The organism is Paraglaciecola arctica BSs20135 (assembly GCF_000314995.1).
Taxonomy (GTDB): Bacteria; Pseudomonadota; Gammaproteobacteria; order Enterobacterales; family Alteromonadaceae; genus Paraglaciecola; species Paraglaciecola arctica.
In genome coordinates, this window is record NZ_BAEO01000031.1 from 114,855 (window position 1) to 134,956 (window position 20,102).

19 protein-coding genes are annotated in these 20,102 nt (G+C 42.5%); all 19 read right to left on the bottom strand.

What is annotated here, in order from left to right:
- Positions 1-45: 45 nt before the first annotated feature.
- Positions 46-1,374 carry an APC family permease gene (locus tag GARC_RS12230; RefSeq protein ID WP_007620412.1) on the bottom strand — a complete coding sequence of 443 codons (1,329 nt, stop codon included), beginning with the start codon at positions 1,372-1,374 and terminating at the stop codon, positions 46-48.
- A 128-nt stretch (positions 1,375-1,502) separates the two neighbouring features.
- On the bottom strand, positions 1,503-2,783 hold the full coding sequence (locus GARC_RS12235) for a hypothetical protein (protein WP_226989134.1): 1,281 nt from the start codon (positions 2,781-2,783) through the stop codon (positions 1,503-1,505).
- A gap of 580 nt (positions 2,784-3,363) precedes the next feature.
- Positions 3,364-4,323: a protease modulator HflC gene (hflC, locus tag GARC_RS12240; RefSeq protein WP_007620415.1), complete on the bottom strand. Its 960-nt coding sequence runs from the start codon at positions 4,321-4,323 to the stop codon at positions 3,364-3,366.
- A complete protein-coding gene (gene hflK / locus GARC_RS12245) occupies positions 4,323-5,297 on the bottom strand; it encodes an FtsH protease activity modulator HflK (RefSeq protein WP_007620416.1) in 975 nt (324 codons plus the stop codon). The genes hflC and hflK overlap by 1 nt, the downstream gene beginning before the upstream one ends.
- 272 nt (positions 5,298-5,569) lie before the next feature.
- Positions 5,570-6,130, bottom strand: a complete 561-nt coding sequence (locus tag GARC_RS12250; protein WP_226989135.1) for a methyltransferase family protein — start codon at positions 6,128-6,130, stop codon at positions 5,570-5,572.
- Between the two features lie 85 nt (positions 6,131-6,215).
- Positions 6,216-6,476: a DUF5676 family membrane protein gene (locus tag GARC_RS12255; RefSeq protein ID WP_039989493.1), complete on the bottom strand. Its 261-nt coding sequence runs from the start codon at positions 6,474-6,476 to the stop codon at positions 6,216-6,218.
- Entirely contained in the window at positions 6,466-6,774 is a 309-nt protein-coding gene (locus GARC_RS12260) for a hypothetical protein (protein WP_007620429.1), read from the bottom strand. Before GARC_RS12260 ends, GARC_RS12255 begins: the two co-directional genes overlap by 11 nt.
- A gap of 70 nt (positions 6,775-6,844) precedes the next feature.
- Entirely contained in the window at positions 6,845-7,228 is a 384-nt protein-coding gene (locus GARC_RS12265) for a hypothetical protein (RefSeq protein ID WP_007620430.1), read from the bottom strand.
- A 69-nt stretch (positions 7,229-7,297) separates the two neighbouring features.
- The gene (locus GARC_RS12270; RefSeq protein WP_081587544.1) at positions 7,298-7,651 is read right to left on the bottom strand and encodes a cupredoxin domain-containing protein; all 354 of its coding nucleotides are present in this window, start codon (positions 7,649-7,651) and stop codon (positions 7,298-7,300) included.
- Between the two features lie 12 nt (positions 7,652-7,663).
- A complete protein-coding gene (locus GARC_RS12275; protein ID WP_007620432.1) occupies positions 7,664-9,895 on the bottom strand; it encodes a heavy metal translocating P-type ATPase in 2,232 nt (743 codons plus the stop codon).
- A 151-nt stretch (positions 9,896-10,046) separates the two neighbouring features.
- Positions 10,047-10,460: a MerR family transcriptional regulator gene (locus tag GARC_RS12280; protein WP_007620433.1), complete on the bottom strand. Its 414-nt coding sequence runs from the start codon at positions 10,458-10,460 to the stop codon at positions 10,047-10,049.
- 787 nt (positions 10,461-11,247) lie between these two features.
- Positions 11,248-12,114 (bottom strand): sterol desaturase family protein, encoded by an 867-nt coding sequence (locus GARC_RS12285; protein WP_007620435.1) that lies wholly within the window; start codon positions 12,112-12,114, stop codon positions 11,248-11,250.
- A 117-nt stretch (positions 12,115-12,231) separates the two neighbouring features.
- Positions 12,232-12,999 (bottom strand): helix-turn-helix domain-containing protein, encoded by a 768-nt coding sequence (locus tag GARC_RS12290; protein WP_007620436.1) that lies wholly within the window; start codon positions 12,997-12,999, stop codon positions 12,232-12,234.
- 83 nt (positions 13,000-13,082) lie between these two features.
- Complete coding sequence (locus GARC_RS12295) at positions 13,083-13,568, bottom strand: YybH family protein (protein ID WP_007620440.1); 486 nt, start codon at positions 13,566-13,568, stop codon at positions 13,083-13,085.
- A 55-nt stretch (positions 13,569-13,623) separates the two neighbouring features.
- Positions 13,624-13,836, bottom strand: coding sequence for a c-type cytochrome (locus GARC_RS12300; RefSeq protein WP_007620441.1), 213 nt, complete (start codon positions 13,834-13,836; stop codon positions 13,624-13,626).
- A 51-nt stretch (positions 13,837-13,887) separates the two neighbouring features.
- The gene (locus GARC_RS12305; RefSeq protein WP_007620442.1) at positions 13,888-15,798 is read right to left on the bottom strand and encodes a vanadium-dependent haloperoxidase; all 1,911 of its coding nucleotides are present in this window, start codon (positions 15,796-15,798) and stop codon (positions 13,888-13,890) included.
- Positions 15,799-15,988: 190 nt separating this feature from the next.
- Complete coding sequence (locus tag GARC_RS12310) at positions 15,989-16,522, bottom strand: c-type cytochrome (protein ID WP_007620443.1); 534 nt, start codon at positions 16,520-16,522, stop codon at positions 15,989-15,991.
- 68 nt (positions 16,523-16,590) lie between these two features.
- Complete coding sequence (locus GARC_RS12315) at positions 16,591-16,914, bottom strand: hypothetical protein (RefSeq protein ID WP_007620444.1); 324 nt, start codon at positions 16,912-16,914, stop codon at positions 16,591-16,593.
- A gap of 49 nt (positions 16,915-16,963) precedes the next feature.
- Positions 16,964-20,101 (bottom strand): efflux RND transporter permease subunit, encoded by a 3,138-nt coding sequence (locus tag GARC_RS12320; RefSeq protein ID WP_007620445.1) that lies wholly within the window; start codon positions 20,099-20,101, stop codon positions 16,964-16,966.
- Position 20,102: the final 1 nt, after the last annotated feature.

Genomic DNA, 20,102 nt, shown 5'->3' on the forward strand with positions numbered 1-20,102 from the left:
GTTTAATCGTATTTATCTTCGCTAATTGTTTGATTACTACTCTAACTACTCAGATGTTTCAGTTGAGCCTTTACCGTACCACTTAGACAAGTAAAAGCGCTCGTATGAAAATATGCTAACAATAGCAACCGCTGAATAAACAACGATGAGCGGATCTGTGTTTATTTTATACATTGTAAGAGCCGTTAGAACGATCGCATCGAAAGTTAACGCCATCAATATTAACGGTGACGAAGCACTTATTTCCTTTCTCATATAGCGATAAACACCCCATTGAATGATCATGTCCATTACTATGTATAAAAAAGCGCCGAGTGAAGCGATCCTTCCGATATCAAAGAATACGGCAAGTAGTGACGCAATTACCACGGCATATACAAGTGTGTGTTTTTGAATAGAGCCTGACATACCAAAATGGCTGTGAGGGATCATTTTCATATCAGTCATCATGGCCAACATGCGCGATACTGCAAAAACACTTGCTAATACGCCAGACAATGTCGCCACAGCAGCAAGAACGATTGTTAAATAGAATCCAGTGCGACCAAGAGCTGGCTCTGCCGCTTCTGCCAACGAGTAATCTTTTGCTGAGATAATTTCTTCAATTGAAAGACTAGAGCCAACAGCAAATGTAACAAGCACATAAACAACAGCACACAGTGCAATAGAAATCATGATAGCCAAACCGATATTTCGATGAGGGTTGGTGATTTCCGACCCGCTATTCGTGATGGTCGTAAAACCTTTAAAAGCTAAAATCGTGAGTGCCACTGAAGCTATAAATCCCGTTAAACTAAAGGTAGATGTCGTATCAATGTTGGCAGAAAATTGAAATCCACTCGACCACAATGCCGCTATGGCAAACAGGGAAATACCACCAATTTTAATGACCGCCATAATTGATGACAAAAAGCCAACCGACCGATTTCCAGCCATATTGACGGCAAATGCAAAAAGTATGACGCCAACAGATATGATGGGCACCAATAGACCACCAGTGATATCGAAAGGTCGCAAAACGTAAGAGGCAAAGGTTCTAGCAACAAGGCTTTCCGCAATGACCATGGACAGTGCCATCAATAAAGCCGCGCCAGCGGCAATCGCGCCAGTGCCATAGGACTTTTGTAAAATCATCGCAACACCACCGGATGATGGCCATGCATTGGACATTTTTATATAACTGTAAGCACTGAATCCGGCAATAATAGCGCCGACAATAAAAGCAAATGGAAAAAAAGGTCCGGCTAATTCGGCTACTTGGCCTGTTAGCGCAAAAATACCGGCACCAATCATAACGCCAGTTCCCATTGCAACTGCACTAGTAAGTGAGATTGACTCTTTGCCCTGTTCGTTGTGTTTATGTTTATGATCCATATGTCGGATACCCCATAGGAAATTGAATGAAAATGTTTACTTAAATTAGTTTTACAAACGCCATCGGCTCAAATTATTTAATTAAGGTACTCTCCTGAATAAGCATATTGAGCCGCCTGTGGGTTAATTTATTTGCTGTCACTTACCACTGCTGCACCGAATACCAATTCCTTTAATTGCGCCCAATGCGCTTCTGTTGGTACTGTTTCAACATCAATTTCATGAGCTGCGTTAAAGTCCAGCCTACCTTGTGCATCGAATACCAACCAACTACAGGTTTCATTAACAACGGTTTCCGGTTGGCAACATACAAGTCGTAAATACCAATCGACTAAAATGAAACAACGACCGGCAAACTCTGGCGCTGTGGACTTGCCTCGAACGAGCGCAAGGTAGTAGTCATGTACGAGTGGCTTTACTGTGTCTTCTTCTATTAAAAACAATCGGGTTTCATGTTGCACAATCGATTCGGGGCAACAGGCGTCGTTGTGATCACCAATGTCGTTGGGACCGTCAATATGGGGGAACTCAATGTCCGATGCGGGCGTGATTGAACAAATTATTTCACTAGGGTCAATTGGCCCTTCGTAGACCGGTGCAAAACCGCCATCGAGGGTACGAAAATTGGTCGTCTGTCCCTGATACAAGCGTGCAGCGACCCATTGCACCTTGTCGTCATAGGTATAGTTTCGCAAATCAAATTTGAGAACTTGTGCAGGTTCGTTATCCGAAATAACCCGACTACCGGGTACCACCAAAGCTTGTGCTATATAACCGCCTGCGAGGATTTCCTTCCAGACACGCTTAGTTAACTTGTCGCCACGGTAGGCAGCTCGACCGCCAAACCCAGCGAAAGGCTTGAAAAATAGTCCTCGGCGCTTTTGCCAAAGTCGCTCCGCGTTTTCGGGTAGCACAATTTCAGTGTGAGGGATCGCCGCAAGCAAAATATCTTGTGTGGCCTTTGGCAACCCCAATGCCTGTAGCCGTATAGGATCACTAAGCAACACAAGGTTACGTTTGTCCGCAAACAGAGCGTGCGCCTGCGGATTGGGCGTGAGCACAATAGCGTTTTGCAGATAAGCCTCTCGCAATGTAGCGCTGGCAGGCTCACTAAGGGAAAAATCTGTCAGTCGGTTGTATACCAAGTCGATATTCATCTTGCCGTGTTTAAGCACACCTTCATGCAAGGTGAACTCACTGGGGTCTGCAATCACAACCTCTAATCCGTGTCTTTGAAATAGTTGCTGAAAGAGCAAAAATTCTGGATATAGATACTGTTGTGTGGGGTTCTCATCAACGATAGCTATGCTACGCAACGCTCGTTCATGACCTGATAGAGACCATTCTTGACGGAACATCGCTACAATTTCATCTTCAAGGACGCTAGACTTGTTTTGCGCTGGCAGCATTTTATCGATTGCCGGACAGCATGCCCGGTGCGCCCTTGCCAATACTGCGTTGAGCATGGCTCCCCCCGCATTAGTGTTGATCTCGATCAGTCCAAAGCCGCCTTCAGTGACATGAAAGTCGTAACCGAAAAATACCCCCTTAGCGCCACCTGGATTATGGTTCGCAATGTGCGGCGATTCACCTAAGATTTCTTCACGATAGGCCGGCAATGCCACAACTGACTCTATAGCATGAACAACTTGCTCCATGCGTGCCATGTTGGCCTTTGAGACAAAAACGGGGCGCGTAGCGAACAAATAAGGGCAACGCTGCTGAATTAAATCAAATAGGCCAGGTTGACCAATTTCAGACTCCAACGCTTGTTTTAGCGCTTTGGTATCAAGGCTAATGCAAAAACATTCACTGTTGAGTAGCTCAATCGAATCAGGTCCGGAGGATAGGGTAGCCGCAATAGAAAGACCTGGCATGTTATCGGTCATAAAAAAACACCCTCATTCATATAAGTTCCATTCAAATGCTTCTGTTTTATCCACTTCACTTTCTCTATCAAAGGTTCACTAAATATAATGAGGTGGAGATTCATTTTTCGACAACCGTTTTTCCATCACTTAGGAGTTTGTAAAGCGCACTGTCGGTCGTCAGTACAAGGGTGGTTTTTTTATCAATAATAGTCTGGTACGTTTTTAGGGTTTTTACGAAGTTGTACAGCGAACGTGATTCTTTGGACTTGTTATATGAATTAGCATAGATTTCAGTGGCCTTAGCGTCTGCATCACCTTGAATTGTTTGTATGGTTTTATATGCCACCGACTCTATTTCGCGAAGATCTTTCTCCATATTTCCAATTATTTTATTGGCTTCACCTGCCCCCTCTGAACGAAAACGTTCAGCAATTTGTTGTCGCTCACTGATCATGCGTTGATAGATTTTCTGGCGAACACTTTCGTTATAATTGATCCGTTTAAATCGAATATCCAAAAGCTCAATGCCAAATTCCAAGAGTTTATTTGATGCTGCGGCATAAATATCCTGTTCGACTTGACGACGGCCACGGGTAATAGGAAGAAGCGTGCTGATGTTTGCATTTTCTAATAAAGGATCTACCGCTGGTTTTCGATCCTTTGTAGTGCGGATAATTTCTATGAGTTCATGTTTAGCAACAGCATTTCGTGTCTCACTGCCAAGTATGTCTTCCAGCCTAGAAAGTGCGCTACGTTCATCTCGAAGTCGTAAAAAATATTGTAACGGATCTTTTATTCTCCATCGCCCGAATGTATCGACAGTAATATAGAGCTTATCTTTAGTCGGCATATCGTTGGCCGCTCCATCCCAAAGTAAGATACGTTTTTCAATTCGATTGACGGTTTGAATAAACGGTACTTTTAGCTTTAACCCTGCATCTGAAATGACTTCGCCAATAGGCTTGCCAAATTGTGTGATGATGACTTGTTCTGTTTCATCGATCTTGTAGAGGGATTGAACTAATACAATTATCCCTAGAAAAACTGACACTGCTAATGTGATTAGTAGCTTTTTCATTATTGGTTTCCTTGTTGACGATTTAGGTTTAGCAATGGCAGTACGTTTCCAGCTTTCACATCCAGAACGATTTTTTGTTCAACCTGTGGTAGCACTTCCGCCATCGTTTCTAAGTACAAGCGGCGTTCGGTCACTTCGGGGGCTTTAACATATTCGGTAAGCAAAGCATTAAATTTGGAAGCATCGCCTTGTGCTTGATTTACCCTTTGAATGGCATAACCTTGTGCTGCTTGGATGTTTTGATCCGCTTTACCTCTTGCCCGTGGCACAGCTTTGTTGTACTCCCCATGGGCGACATTGATCATTCTTTCTCGTTCCTGTTGAGCCTCATTCACTTCATCGAAAGATGATTGAACTGGGTCGGGAGGATTAACATTTTTAAGTTGCACTTGGTCAATGCGTAATCCCATTTCATATAGATTAACGACCTCCTGCATTTGAATTTGTGCATTCGTTTCTATTTCTTGGCGTCCAACGGTCAGTACTTCGTCCACTGTGCGATCCCCGACAACTTCGCGCATTACCGACTCAGAAATATCTCGTAGTGCTTCACCTGGGTCTCGCACTTTAAATAAAAAGTCGAAGGCGTTCTCAATTCGAAACTGAATCACCCACTCCACTTGTGCAGTGTTCAAATCGCCTGTGACAATTGTCGTTTCTAAATTCCATTGTTGCTTAGATGCCACTTGATTCACAAAGGTAGCTCCGGGTGTTCCAAAACCAAACTCTTCTTTCAACTGACGCTTGATAGGCACCTGTATTACTGTGTCTACACCAAACGGAATTTTCCAATGAAGTCCCGGGTCAAGAATCTGATGATAGTGTCCAAAGCGTTGCAACACGCCAACTGATTCGGCAGACACTGTGTAGTAACTGCTGAATCCAATATAAAGTATGATCGCGGTGATAACGCCCAAAGTGATAGTTTTAGGTGAAACTTTTATATCCGGTAATTTTTGTAGTTCTTGTGCCATGGAAATCTCCTAATAAATTGTTTCGGTGCCAATTTCAGCGACATTGCTATTACTATGTCGATGCGCTGGCACAACTAAATGGATGTGCATTAGTTGCCTGTGAGGACACGCCCGTAAAATAGAATTTTCAAGCACTGTCAGCATAAAGCTGGCGACAACTTAGACAGGTTGAATATTTACATTACAAAGAAGCAGTAGTGCCCCTCCATAAAATGTGTTCACCAATAGTGACTGAAGTAAGTGGCATGGCGCTTCAACCTCCACTTTCGTAATTATCTCGATTGAGCGATAAAAGACTTCCATTGCGATACGCGAGGGATAAACATCGGTACTCGTTTTTGATATTCGATATATTCCTCACCAAATTCTTTTATTACTGCTAATTCCTCGCGTTTGGACAGTCGGTAATAGATAAAGATAATAACCGGTAATAATCCGACAGAAAAAAGTGTTGGCCAATGCACTACGCCTTCACCAAACAAGGCAATAAATAACCCCGTGTATTGTGGATGCCGTGCCAAGGCATAAAGCCCATCGGTCACCAATTTATTCTCTTTTCTGGCTCGATGTACCTGACGCCAGCCTTGAAAAAAGATCCCGATGCCAATGAATAGCAAAACGTAGCCCAAAATCATTGAGATCATCATCCCCGTTTCACCCATCCCCATCAAAGAAGACCACAGATTGGCATTGAGTCCGGTTCGGTCAAGACCACCAAAACGTGCAAGTAAGTAAATCGTTAATGGAAATCCATACATTTCTGCATATAGCGCAATAATAAAAGCTTGTACCACCCCTGCCCCCGCCCATTCGTGCCAAGACGAAGGGGCCAAATATTTATACATATACCATGAGACAAGCACGATTATGATTAGCGCTATTACCCACATCCCTGAATGTGCTATTTGTTCGTTCATATTATTTCGCCTTACTTCCAAAGAAGTTATAGAGAGGCACCCAAATCAGTGCGATAAACCAGCCGTATGCGTAACTTTCTAATGCGCCTATGAAAAAGCTTTTCCAGCTTATCCATTCAAATCCAGGTAGTAGTTTTAACCAGACTTCATACATAGCTTGCTCAGGAAACAGCAGACCAAACCCTACACAGACGCTAAAACTCATAAGTAAAAATAAGCTCGTTGCATGCCCAAAAGCGAAAAGTGATATTTTATGCTTCATGCTGTTGTCCCTCGTTTACTAGTAATGTGTTTGGCTTTTTACTCAATTCGGCTTTATTTTCATCAAACTTTTCTAAACACGTTTTAGAGCAAAAACGAAACAATTTTTTGTCAACTAACTCTCCGTACCCCTCATCATCCGCGACTTGTTTTCCGCAAACCGGATCAATAAAAATTTCTTTATCTTTAGGTTTTTCATGGCCGTGATGATGGCCATGGGTCATATGTGCGCCACAACCAAAGCGCATAAAAAGGTAAAATAGTCCTGCGTAAATCAATAGCGTAAATAATCCGCCCATGAGTTTTTCCTTTAATTAATAGCCCTGTAAATTTAATGTATATTTCAATTGGATCTGACAGCTAGTCATGTCATATCCTCGTTTTCTTGTGCTTCGAGTGATTCACTTGAGGACTGGCATGACAGCTCCAAGGCTTATGTTTAGCGTTATCTCTGATGTTTTCATCAACAAACTGGTAATAGCCTTCTTTTAAGTTTGTCCACCAATCGTGTGAAATATCAGCACCATGTGTTTTTATTATGTTTTCTATGCTGTCCAGCTCACAATGCGTGGCGTCATAACCTATGTGCAATGTTTGTTTGGCTTGTTCGAATGAAACGGCATCAATACCAAAAGTCGCGTCAATATCACGAACAATGGCGCTAATATTGGCTTCATCGGTGTTGCAAAGTTTTAGATGACGAAGTACCAAATTTGCTTCTGTCACCCCTACTCTGTGATCTAAATCGCTCATATTTTATTCTCCTATTTTTGTGTTTGCATCAGGCATCACATCGCCAGTTGAGTGGGCTTTGCGCCCGCATTACTCGACGATTAACTCGCCTAGGTACATTTTCATTTGGCAGTGAAATGGATAACGTCCAGGTAATGCGGCGGGTATGCTGACACTCACTTTTTTGTTTAACGGTAAGGTGGCATTAATATCCAAATCAGGGATAAGTAATGTCTCAGAACAAGAGGACGCATCTACTCTTGTAAAAGTGATCGCAGTGTCTTTATTAGCCGCTATTTTGATAGTTGACGGTTGATATACTCCATCTTTAACGACTATATCAATCGCTCCATCTTGCATAGCCACGTTGGGTGGTTTGTACATCCAAAACCACCAGACAATGAGCAGTATCAATCCGAATCCAGCTACGTTAATCCACATCATAATTTCAAACTCCTAATGTTCTTTTGCTTTAAAAAAACGCAAACGATTGGCATTGGTCACCACAGTAAGGGATGAAAACGCCATGGCTGCACCTGCAATAACTGGACTCAGTAAAAGACCAAAAAAGGGATAGAGGACGCCTGCTGCAAAAGGAACGCCTGCAATGTTGTAAATAAACGCGCCAAACAGGTTTTGCTTTATATTGGTAAGGGTGGCTTTACTGACGGCTATGGCATCGGCTAAACCATGCAAAGAGCCGCGCATAAGCGTGATATCTGCACTCTCAATGGCCACATCAGTACCGGTTCCAATGGCAAAGCCTACATTGGCATGAGCCAGCGCTGGGGCATCATTTATGCCGTCGCCGGTCATGCCAACTATTTCGCCATTGGCTTGGTATTCAGCGACTTTTTTGGCTTTGTCTTCTGGCATCACTTCAGCCACAAAATCAGTGATCCCCACTTTGCCAGCTACTGCATGGGCGGTCATTCGATTGTCACCGGTTAACATAACAACGCGGATCCCATTATTCTGAAGACGCTTAATAGCTTCAATCGAGTCCGATTTAATTGGATCTGCTACGGCAATGACAGCAGCTAACTCTGCATCAACGGCAAAATACATAGGCGTTTTAGCCTCTGCTGCCAGTTGTTGAGCCTTGTCTACGAACTTATCGATTGCAATGCCCTGCTGTTTCATCAATTTTTCATTACCAAACAACAGTTTTTTGTTTTGCAACGTTGCTTCTACACCCATGCCCGAGAGTGAGGCAAAGTCAGTGACTTTTTTAGGGGAAATCCCCTTATCTGCCGCAGATTCAACAATTGCCATGGCCAGAGGATGTTCCGAACCTGCCTCCAGACTGGCGACTAACAGTAAAATTTCATCTTCAGTTTGCGAACCGGCAACGATAATATCCGTTACCTTAGGTGCCCCTTCCGTTATCGTGCCTGTCTTGTCGAGTACCATGGTAGTGATCTTGGATGCTGTCTGTAAGGCCTCACCGTTACGGATTAAAACGCCCGCTTCGGCTGCTTTGCCTACTCCGACCATCACTGACATCGGCGTAGCCAGCCCTAATGCGCATGGGCAAGCAATAATCAACACAGTCGTCGCGGATACCATGGCATAGGCGATAGCGGGTGAAGGACCAAAATTCAACCACACCAGTGCACTCAACACCGCGATAATCATTACAACAGGTACAAAGTATGCAGATATAACATCGGCCAGCCGCCCTATTGGGGGTTTTGAATTTTGCGCACGCTTAACCATATTGATAATCTGCGCCAGTGCAGTATCTTTACCTACTCTGGTGGCCTTAAAAACGATTGAACCTGATTTGTTGATAGTGCCTGCAACCACCTGCCCACCCTTAGATTTTTCCACGGGCATAGGTTCACCGGTAAGCATAGATTCGTCGATTGAGGTATGCCCTTCAACCACATCGCCATCAACAGATATTCTTTCACCGGGACGGACTCGGATTAAGTCGTTCAAAAGTACGTCTTCTATAGGAATATCGATGTCTTTATCATCCCTGATAACTCTGGCCGTTTTTGCCTGAAGGCCAATCAAACGTTTGATAGCCTCAGAGGTTTTTCCTCTTGCCTTTACTTCAAGCGCCAAACCTAAATTAATCAAACCAATAATCATGGCAGTGGCTTCAAAATAGACATGCCGAGCCATTAAAGGAACAATTTCTGGAGCAAACACCACCACCATGGAATATAACCAGGCAGTACCGGTACCCAATGCAATCAATGTGTCCATATTAGCGGAATGATTTTTAAATGAATTCCAAGCTCCGTTGTAAAAATGTTTACCCGCAAACACCATAACACCCAGTGTAAGCAAGCCAATTATCAGCCAGACTAACCTCTCTGTGTCAGTATTCACGGTCATTTCACCGACAACCAAACTGTAAATCATTAAAGGCACACCAAGCACCAAAGCAAGCGTCATATCTCGCATTAGCTTTTTATAATACTGCCAATCGGCTTGCTCTTTTTCATCTAACGCTTCCTCTTCGGACCCGCTAGTTGATACCTTGGCGTTATAGCCAGCCTTTTCTACCGCTTGAATTAATGTGGTTACATCCACATTTGTTTTGACTTGCACGGTTCGTTGAGCGAAGTTCATCTCTGCTGAATGCACGCCAGACACTGACAGCAAAGCTTTTTCAATTTTACTCACACAACTAGCACAACTAGCACCGTCAATTATTAACTCATGTTCGATCATTTCGTTTCCTGTCGCAGTCGATTCCAAGGTCTTAGAGTGACTAGCCGTTTTAACGTTGGGCTGTTCTGATTCGGTTTGGCAACATTTGTGGGGACTTCCCGCACCTTCTTTGTGGCTATCAGTATTCATAAATCCTCATATTTAAAAACATTCACTCTGGCATCTTGTTGAAATCATCTATCAAGTGACAAATAACATTTCCACTTGGTCGTTTATCTGGTTTATCACCCCAACTTTCGACTGCGACGTGCATTCTTGCTCTGAGTCTCAATGTATCTTGAAAACGTTGTTCAGTTTCATGTAGGCGGTTGTCTATTAATCGCCTAACCGTTGGACAAGGAGACTCTCCCTCGTCCGCTTTATGAAAAATCTGCTTAATGTCATCTACTGAAAAACCTAAATCCCTTGCGCTCAAGATAAAACGCAGACGGTTTTGATCGTTTGGGCTATAAAATTTGTAACCATTGTCAATCGACTTTTTCGGTTCTAACAAGCCAATTCGTGTGTAGTACCGCACCGTATCGGGGCTTACACCGAGCATTTCCGCTAATTGTCTGACCTGCATTTATTGGTCCTCCTCACTTCTAGCTAATCATGTAACCGTACCGATCCTATGACTAAATCCTAGGTATTGAACCTAACTGTAAACCTGTGAGCTGGACACAGGTCAAGCGATTTTTGTTTACTTAAATATGTAGTTAAGATGAGTAAATAGAGAAGAGAAAATATGGTTCTTGACGCTAAAGGCTATAAAGGAGTTTTCTAATTCTTCTCCATGCTCAATTGGAATGGCATTTAAACTAGACACCTCAATTAATGGTGCGACAAATCACTTTCTCACTTGAAACTAACCCTCTTTGTTTTGTGTAATGACATACTAGTATTTACACAAATATATTAATTGACCTTGATCAATATTTCACGGCAATTGGATTACAAGTTGATTACATTTTTGTAATGTAATCAATAGATTACATATTAGAAGGGACTTGAATGACTGTACTTCCCAGAAGATTATCTAGAATTTATGCATTTCCATATTGAATAATCTATGTCAATCAGCATGTTAGATCGTGCAAGCAGTATGCTGCTTCCTTTGAGGTTAAAATTCGTTATGATATTTAACGCACAAAATTTGTTTATTGTTGACTATCCGCAAAAATATCGTGTTTTGACTGACCGATGTTTAGCTCAAATAATTGTGCGAGTCCTCCAAAATATAGACGACACTAAAAATACCTTAGTGTAACCCAACGCATCGATCAGGCCGTCGATATCACCGGCGAGTTTATCCAGTGTATAAGCACCAGTAATATAACTAAGAAGGTAAGCATATGGTTCTCCTGACCTAATCATTCAACAATTTTTTCTTCAGGCGATCGGGACCAAAAAGGCTCAATAAGTTGGCTTAGGTAAGCGATTGGATAATTAGGCTGCGTTGAGATCCCAATATCTTCTGAACCGATAGTTCTATCTTCGTCAAAGTAGCAAGTGCCCAGCAGACGATCCGTTAAACTAGTAAAGAGACCAAAGTTGACATCCCCCTCTTTGGCTGTGCCTAAATGATGAAAGCGGTGCACAACATTGATGGCCAGCATCTTTTTTAGGGGGCCGCTGAAATAGGCCACATTGGAGTGTTGCAGCAATAATTGCAGCACTACTGCCACTACGAGCAGAATCAATACCTGCTGTGGCACCCCCAAAAGTAATAGCGGTGAAGTTCCGGCGAGGGTTTCAATGCTCTGATGTAAGGGATGTTTCATTAATCCATTTAAGCCATACATACGTTTTACACTATGATGTACCGCGTGCAATCGCCAAAGGGTATTTATTCGGTGACTGGCATAATGGGCCAAGGTGATACCCACATCAGCTATGAAGATTGCTATAACCACTTGTAACCAAAGAGGGAAGTTCACAGGCCAAATGGGCGGCAGAACAATGAAACTGGCGATTGCAGGAACACTCAATATTCCTATTACGCTTAAGGATTCATTGACCAACGCATGGATCACATCGCGCTTAACATCCCCCTGAGGCTGATTAAATGCATTATCATAGGGTGCCAAATACTCCAGTAGAAATGATAAACCTATAAATAAGGCTAAGAGGGCAAACAAATAAAATGTTGGGTAGCCAGACTGAACAAGGTATATAGCCAAACCATTTCCCACAATTAGGAATAAGGGTAAATAGATTAAACGAATGAAATACTGCATGGTAGAAACCTCAAATACAAAGTAACCGGCGTGACTTTCTTCGCCAATTTTGTACTAATATTGTATTTGCAAAACAGAATCGACTATTGAACGAAACAGCTGTATTCCTGATTTTTTTTATGTATTGCTAGCTGCCATATGTACTAGTTGTTTAGGTGTTAGCCCAAACATCTGTTTAAAGGTTCGACTAAAATGGGCCTGATCAGAAAAAAGGCTTTCCTGGGTGGCTTCACTTAAGGGTTTTCCAGCTGCAATTAATCTGACGCCTGCCAATAAACGTAGCCACTTTCGATAACTTCTTAAAGGCAAGCCGGTGTGCTCGGTAAACCAATGGGAAAATCGACTTTGACTTAGTTCAGCGGCATGGGCGAGCTGAGTAAGTGACAGTAGTTGTTGTTCAATAAGCTCATTTTTCAACATTGTCAGTACCACTTCGAGTCGCTTATCTGCACGGAAGTTTGGCTGAAATTGGTCGGCGAATTGGCTTAATGTTTGCTGAAGATCCGCCTCAACTGTCACCAGACCACGGATCGTAAATTCTAACTTACTCGGCAATTGGCTGACATTTTCAGGGTTAGAAAAACTGGTCAGTAACTGTTTTGCCATGGTAGAAGTGGCATCTACATACAGGGATATAACCCGTCCTGGGTTAAGTTGGTGATGACAACCAGCTGGAATAAACAGGCTAGTACTGCTCATCACTCCCATGTCTGTTTTTATCTCTACCGTTTTGTCCAATGCCACACTAAGTTGGTGGGCATAGTGTGTGTGTGGACAATTGTCACCCGCATTACCGATAAATAAGCCGGTTCCTTGGGCAAGGGCGAAACGCCCTGTCCAGAATTGTTTGCCAACGGCCTCAATTTGCATCAATCCATCAGACAAGGTGCAGCGCCATCATGGAGCGACGATTTAACACCCCAGCACTTAATGATGAGACTTTTCATCTTATATCTCCTTAAACTCAATTATCGTGACCAATGGATATGAGTGATCTTCCACTCGTCGTCACTTAGTTTTAGCACCATGGTCTCCAAACCTTCGTAATCCACATTTTTATCTTTGTAGTTTCCAGTCGTTTTACTGCGTGACATGGACAAAGCCATGTTCCCGTTTATATCCACTTGATGCTCGAGCGTTGTTGTTTCAACCACAGCCAGATATTTCATGTCGGCCAGCATATGGTGGTTGGCGTATTGGTCTGCTGAGCGTTCAACGCCCCCTTCAAAAATTAACACATCGTCGGCCAGTAATGCACGAGCCTTGGCTTTGTCGCCACTCTCCAGTGCCTGATGAAAGGCACTTACCACCTTAGCGGGTGCAGTGTCGATGTTCACAAAAAATGGTGATGAGTCGGAGTGTTTTTCTTCGCCATGTGCCCAGGAAAAAGATGTAAAACACAGTCCAACTAAAGTAATAAATACCAAAGCAAAAGCGTTTGATTTTATTTTCACGATTATTTCCTTTGTTTTAAACATTAAAAGCTGTTTTGGTCTTCAATTGGGCTCATTAATGCGCCATTTCCTGATTGACGTTGGGATCAAGCGCAGTCAATATTTGGTACTGATCTGCCGTTAACTCCGGTAGTCTTTGTAAAAAAGCCACCATTGCCCAAATCCGTTGGTCATCATGGGTTTTACCCCAAGCTGGCATACCAGACGCTTTGATTCCATGTTTGATTACCCAAAAGTTTTTACGAGCACTTTGTGCAACATCTTCCATTTTGAAAAAGGATTACAGATGAATTAAGGGATGAATTATCCATCCAAACCTTTACTGCGCAAAAAACGACTGTACATATTCGAAACTATCGACGGCGATTTTTGTACCAATTTTTCTGCCAGGCATATCATCAGCCGGAGGATGGATCCCACCCCAAATTCGCGACAAACTGCACTGGTCAGATGCATCTTGATATGTCGCCCATTGCAAGGTCATATTCACACTAGGCCCTTCTTCAAACACCAAAAAGTCATTTGCTTTCACTTCAAATTCACTCATCCCGCCAGGGAAATATTCTGAGCCTGTCATGGCTGTCATCAGGTCAGCAGCAGCCCTAGAAAAGGTTGAATGCCCAGATACATAACCTGCGAAAGGAGGAGTAACAAAAGATGGTCTCTGATAGGGCCACCAGTACTCAGCCAATATCCAGCCCACTCCGGCTTGGTCAACCAAGGGATCGGCTATGTAGCCTGGTCCCTTCCATGCGTAAACTTTTATTTTACCGATATTTTGAGGATAACCGATGGCTATGGGGTCATTTTCTGTTACCACTTCAATAAAGCCATCAACCAAAGGTAAACCATTAACACTATAAGAACTTAACGAAGGGTCGCTGCTTTGCCCAGTAGCCATAGCACGAATAGCTGATACAGGCCTAATAGAGTCATACCATCCTTTTATCCCCCATGAAACAACAGCCGCATCGTGCATCGTGCCTCCCATAGCAAAATAAGATTTAATATCCCATTCAAGCGCCCCTAAAATGTCGCCTTCACCTGCCCAGCGTTTTTCTAAAAGTTCATGGTCACTCACTGTATTTAAGACAACGAACCAGTGCCCAGGAGGAGTCTCAGACTCTGGACCATCGGCCCAAAACTCAGCTAATACACGAGTGTAATCACCACGTGGCACTATTTGCTCTTCATAGGGCTGATTAGTGATAGGGTTCAGGGCATAACCCATACTTGGATCGCCACCTTCAAGTTTTTTATAAAATTCATTAAATTCTGTAAATGAGTTCGGAAACGAATCAATATTACCAATACTGTTAGGCGAAATATCCCACATCACTCCATCATTTTGATCTAGATGTGACGACCAAATTGACACTAATGAGAATCCCCATTTATATTCGTCACTTAAAGGACCTTCTACCAATGGTGGCGCTCCTGGATCATGATATACCTGATAATCAAAACCATCACGTGTATAAACCGTTTTATCATTATCCGACAAAGAAAAAGGGACAACAGAACCCCATTCGGGTCCTAAAAAGCTAGGTGCATCATCAATTGGATTACCAGCTTGATCAATAAATCCATCAATTAACAAAGGTTGCCAGCGATCTAAATCAGTAATTGATGAATTACCAAAAGAACCACTATTTAAGATTAATGGTGAATTAACTGGTTGGTAACTGGTGTTTGCGTAGAAATTTTGCTCATTGGCTCCATCTTGCAATCCAAATTGAATATAACAATCAGCGATATAATTACCTAAGGCAGCAGCTGACCCTTGAGAATAATCCAATGACTCTTCATCAATGTTAAAGCCTAAGTTCTGCATTAATGCGTCGGCGGCATCCATTATTTCAAATGAGCCAGGTGATAATCTAAAACGATGTTGAATTATCCGATAGGCTGCATAACTAATTGCAAGCTCTTGTTGTGGCAACACATCCTCTGGTAAATCAATAGTATCAGCAGAACAAGCAAAACCCGCGACCTCATTACCTAATAAAAAACCATGAGTATCGGGTTTGTATACCGACCATGCATCATACATCGCAGAGGAAATATGAAATAAGTTTCTCGCGTGCACAGTGGGCCGTGCGAAATCATTGCGAATTGCATGCAATAGCACTTCATTCCACATACGGGCGACAGATTGACCTTCTCGCTCAGGAGTTAAAACAACGGTTTCTTTTTTAGAGCTATCCCCACACGCGGTTAAAATCACCATAATCGAAATTACTATGCTCAGACATTTGAGCATTTTTCTTATACAAATTTTATTCATTTTCATATCTCAATATCTAGTATAGATTGGCCATCCAACGGCCAGTTATTTGTGAAACTTCAATTTCTTAGTAAAAAAAGTACATTACTAAAGCCTCGTATTAAAAATAATTATTTTTAATACGTAATATTTTTTATTCTATTGCTGTGATTATTTGATATTGCTCTGGTGTTAAAGTCGGTAACCTGTTTATAAATGCCACCATGGCCCAAATCCGTTTATCATCATGGGTTTTACCCCAAGCTGGCATACCAGACGCTTTGATACCATGTTTGATTACCCAAAAGTTTTTACGAGCTTTTTGTGCATCATCCCCGTGCTCATGACCTTCATGGCTTTCAGCAGAAATGGTTAAATTTGGCGGTGCTGGGTATAGACCCACACTCATGTCGCTTTCTTTTTGTCCTGGTTTTAAATGGCAACTTGCACACATAAAGTTATAGTCAACACCGCCACTAAGGAGCAATTCAGGATCGACTAGATCTGGCACTTCAATATCTTCCGCTGCCTTTTTTATGGACGTTTCTCTTGTTTCTTCTAAAAGCCAATAAACTAGGTCACTGTGAGGTTCATCGGCTGCCACATTAACAATGCCTGAGTAAATAACGGTTGTAGCGGCTGCTATGCCTAACACAACAAGTAGCAGTAATAATTTAAGTATCTTCATAGCCTTTTCCTACTTAGGTTAAAAGACACCTAGCCCATTACGTTGGGCTAAGTGTTATCTCTCATTAATTAATGATTGTCGTGCTCATCCTTTTTCATATCTTTTTTCATATCCTTATCATCCATTTTGTCATCCATCATTTTGCTGTGATCCATCTTTCCGTCCATTTTGTCACTCGAAGCTTCTGCTTGTTTCATGCATTTTTTCATCATGGCCATAGCGACAGGATCTTTCATATCCATCTTGCTGTGATCCATTTTGCTGCAATCAGCTTTTTCAGGCTTTTTTGCGTGCAACTTGGGGTCATGTGCCGAAGCTGTCATGGATAAAGTAAGTGTTGGTATTAATACCAAAGCGATTTTACTGATTGTTTTAATTAAGTTTGTTTTCATGGTTTATTCCTATATTAGTCATTAAGGTTTTCTAGTTAAATTCATACAATTATACTTTTGACGCTGTACTCTTTATTGATGACGAGCGCCATAAATAAAATAAGGCTGGTAACACAAGTAGCGTCAGAATGACTGCACTCGACATCCCACCGACCATTGGCGCAGCAATACGACTCATGACCTCAGATCCAGTACCCGTACCGTACAAAATAGGTAATAAGCCAACAATAATCGCTGCGGCTGTCATCATCACAGGGCGAACACGCATACCCGCGCCGTGTAAAACGGCCTGGAGTACATCTTCTTTTGTTGTCGAAACATTATTTAAATGGTGTTCGCTGAGCATTTCTTTGTAAGCTTGATTTAAATACACCAGCATGATGACGCCAATTTCTACAGCCACTCCTGCTAGCGCGATAAAACCCACTCCAACCGCCACTGAGAAGTTGTAACCTTCTAAATACATCAACCATATGCTACCGACCATGGCTAGCGGCAAAGTACCCATAATCATCGCAACTTCAATCACGTTACGAAAATTAAGATAAAGTAATATAACGATGATAAATAAGGTTAATGGCACAACGTAAGTCAGCTTAGCTTTTGCACGCTGCATGTATTCATATTGCCCAGCCCAAGAGATAGAGTAACCAGCGGGTAAATCTAATTTATCTGCCACCACTTTCTGTGCAGCTTCAACATAGGTCCCTACATCAACGCCGTCGATATCCACGAATGCCCAACCATTTAGACGTGCATTTTCGGATTTAATACCCGGAGGTCCATCTTCTACGATGACATTAGCCACATCTCCTAATGAAATTCGTTGTCCATTAGGCGTCACAATAGGCAGCAATGATAGCTGTTCAGGCGAATCACGATAATCTTGTGGATAACGTAAACTCACGGGATAGCGCTCTAAACCTTCAACTGTTTGAGTAACATTCATACCACCAATAGCGGTAGCTACAACTTGCTGTATTTCAGCGATATTTAATCCATAACGCGCCGCTTTTGCCCGTTGGATGTCCACTTTTATGTATCGACCACCGGCAACACGCTCAGAGTAAACTGAGGATGTACCAGGAACGTCTGCTAAAATTTCTTCTATTTGTTTACCTATATCTTGTATAACGTCTAGTTTAGGACCGGCAATTTTTATTCCTACAGGTGTCTTAATACCAGTTGCCAACATATCAATACGGGTTTTAATTGGCATTACCCAGGCGTTAGTTACCCCTGGAAGTTTGACTAATGCATCCAGTTCTTTTTTCAAGCTTTCTGTGGTTACTCCTTCTCGCCACTCATCATGAGGCTTTAACTGGATGAAGGTTTCTATCATGGTTAGAGGTGCTGGGTCGGTTGCTGTTTCAGCACGACCGACTTTACCAAACACGGTTTTTACTTCTGGAACTGTCTTAATCAACTTGTCCGTTTGTTGCAGAAGTTGGCGAGCCTGACCAATAGAAATACCGGGGTAAGTCGTGGGCATATACATCAAATCCCCCTCATCAAGGGGTGGAATGAACTCACTGCCTATTTTATCCAGTGGATATATGCCAATGGCAAGCACTGCTAATGCAGCTACTATTGTCATTTTTGGGAAGCGTAAAACGGTTTTCAACGCTGGCATATAAATAAAGGTTAAAAATCTATTTACCGGGTTTTTATGTTCAGGTAACACTTTACCTCGAATAAAATACCCCATTAGCACTGGCACTAAGGTAATGGCCAATGCAGCAGAAGCAGCCATGGCATAAGTTTTAGTAAATGCTAGCGGCGCAAACATTCGACCTTCTTGGGCTTCTAAAGTAAATACAGGAACAAAGCTCACCGTAATAATTAATAAACTAAAGAATAATGCTGGGCCTACTTCACTCGCCGATTCTGTGACGATTTGCCATCGATTCTCATTCGTTAAGGGTGTTTTTTCCATATGCTTATGCATGTTTTCTATCATGACGATCGCACCATCTATCATCGCGCCAATAGCAATAGCAATACCTCCTAGCGACATGATATTGGCGTTAAGCCCCTGTAAATGCATAATTATAAAGGCAGTTAAAATACCTACTGGCAAACTAATAATCGCGACTAAAGATGAACGAACGTGGAATAAGAAAATGATGCAAACTAAGGCTACCACACCAAACTCTTCCAGCAACTTATAGGCTAAGTTATCGACAGCCCGTTCAATCAAGGCAGAACGGTCATAAACAGGCACTATCTCTACGCCTTCGGGCAGTCCTTTTTTAAGCTTTTCGAGTTTTTCTTTGACACTTTTAATCACTTGTTGAGCGTTTTCTCCAAAACGCATGACAACTATGCCACCAACTGTTTCTCCTTCGCCATTAAGCTCTGCAATGCCCCGACGCATCTGTGGGCCAGTGCCAATATCTGCCACATCCTTTAACAATAAAGGCGTACCATTTTCGTTGACTCCCAAAGGAATGTTTTCTAAATCATCGACACTTTTGATGTATCCCGTCGCTCTGACCATGTACTCAGCTTCGGCCATCTCAACTACTGATGCGCCTATTTCCTGATTACCTTGTTTAATGGCCATTTGAATGTGAGAAAGTGGAATACCAAACGCTCGTAATTTATCAGGGTCAACTCTTACCTGATATTGCTTGACCATACCGCCAAGGGCCGATACTTCTGAAACGCCAGGTACTGTTTGTAATTCAAACTTTAAAAACCAATCTTGTATACTGCGCAATTGACTTAAATCATGTTGGCCAGTGGTATCTGTTAGGGCGTATAAGTATACCCAGCCAACACCGGTTGCATCCGGGCCTAATTGAGGACGTGCAGCAGAAGGTAGATTGGGAGCCACTTGACTTAAGTACTCAAGTACCCGTGAACGTGCCCAATAAAGGTCGGTATCTTCATCGAAAATAACGTAAACATAGGAGTCGCCAAAGAATGAGTAACCGCGTACGGTAACGGCACCTGGCACCGACAACATGGCAGTGGTCATTGGGTAAGTGACCTGATCCTCGACTACTTGTGGTGCTTGCCCAGGGTAGCTTGTTTTAATTATCACTTGTACATCTGATAAATCAGGAAGTGCGTCAATGGGTGTTCTGTTGACGGAGTATAATCCAACGCCAACCAATAAAAATGTCGCTAATAATACGAAAAATCGATTGCTAACAGACCAACGAATAATCGACGTAATCATC

Coding starts and splice junctions, on each gene's coding strand:
- GARC_RS12275 (WP_007620432.1), bottom strand. CDS start 9,895: ATGATCGAACATGAGTTAATAATTGACGGTGCTAGTTGTGCTAGTTGT.
- GARC_RS12230 (WP_007620412.1), bottom strand. CDS start 1,374: ATGGATCATAAACATAAACACAACGAACAGGGCAAAGAGTCAATCTCA.
- GARC_RS12320 (WP_007620445.1), bottom strand. CDS start 20,101: ATGATTACGTCGATTATTCGTTGGTCTGTTAGCAATCGATTTTTCGTA.
- GARC_RS12285 (WP_007620435.1), bottom strand. CDS start 12,114: ATGCAGTATTTCATTCGTTTAATCTATTTACCCTTATTCCTAATTGTG.
- GARC_RS12305 (WP_007620442.1), bottom strand. CDS start 15,798: ATGGTGATTTTAACCGCGTGTGGGGATAGCTCTAAAAAAGAAACCGTT.
- hflK (WP_007620416.1), bottom strand. CDS start 5,297: ATGGCACAAGAACTACAAAAATTACCGGATATAAAAGTTTCACCTAAA.
- GARC_RS12280 (WP_007620433.1), bottom strand. CDS start 10,460: ATGCAGGTCAGACAATTAGCGGAAATGCTCGGTGTAAGCCCCGATACG.
- GARC_RS12315 (WP_007620444.1), bottom strand. CDS start 16,914: ATGAAAACAAACTTAATTAAAACAATCAGTAAAATCGCTTTGGTATTA.
- GARC_RS12300 (WP_007620441.1), bottom strand. CDS start 13,836: ATGGAAGATGTTGCACAAAGTGCTCGTAAAAACTTTTGGGTAATCAAA.
- hflC (WP_007620415.1), bottom strand. CDS start 4,323: ATGAAAAAGCTACTAATCACATTAGCAGTGTCAGTTTTTCTAGGGATA.
- GARC_RS12260 (WP_007620429.1), bottom strand. CDS start 6,774: ATGGGCGGATTATTTACGCTATTGATTTACGCAGGACTATTTTACCTT.
- GARC_RS12255 (WP_039989493.1), bottom strand. CDS start 6,476: ATGAAGCATAAAATATCACTTTTCGCTTTTGGGCATGCAACGAGCTTA.
- GARC_RS12265 (WP_007620430.1), bottom strand. CDS start 7,228: ATGAGCGATTTAGATCACAGAGTAGGGGTGACAGAAGCAAATTTGGTA.
- GARC_RS12270 (WP_081587544.1), bottom strand. CDS start 7,651: ATGATGTGGATTAACGTAGCTGGATTCGGATTGATACTGCTCATTGTC.
- GARC_RS12310 (WP_007620443.1), bottom strand. CDS start 16,522: ATGAAGATACTTAAATTATTACTGCTACTTGTTGTGTTAGGCATAGCA.
- GARC_RS12235 (WP_226989134.1), bottom strand. CDS start 2,783: ATGCTGCCAGCGCAAAACAAGTCTAGCGTCCTTGAAGATGAAATTGTA.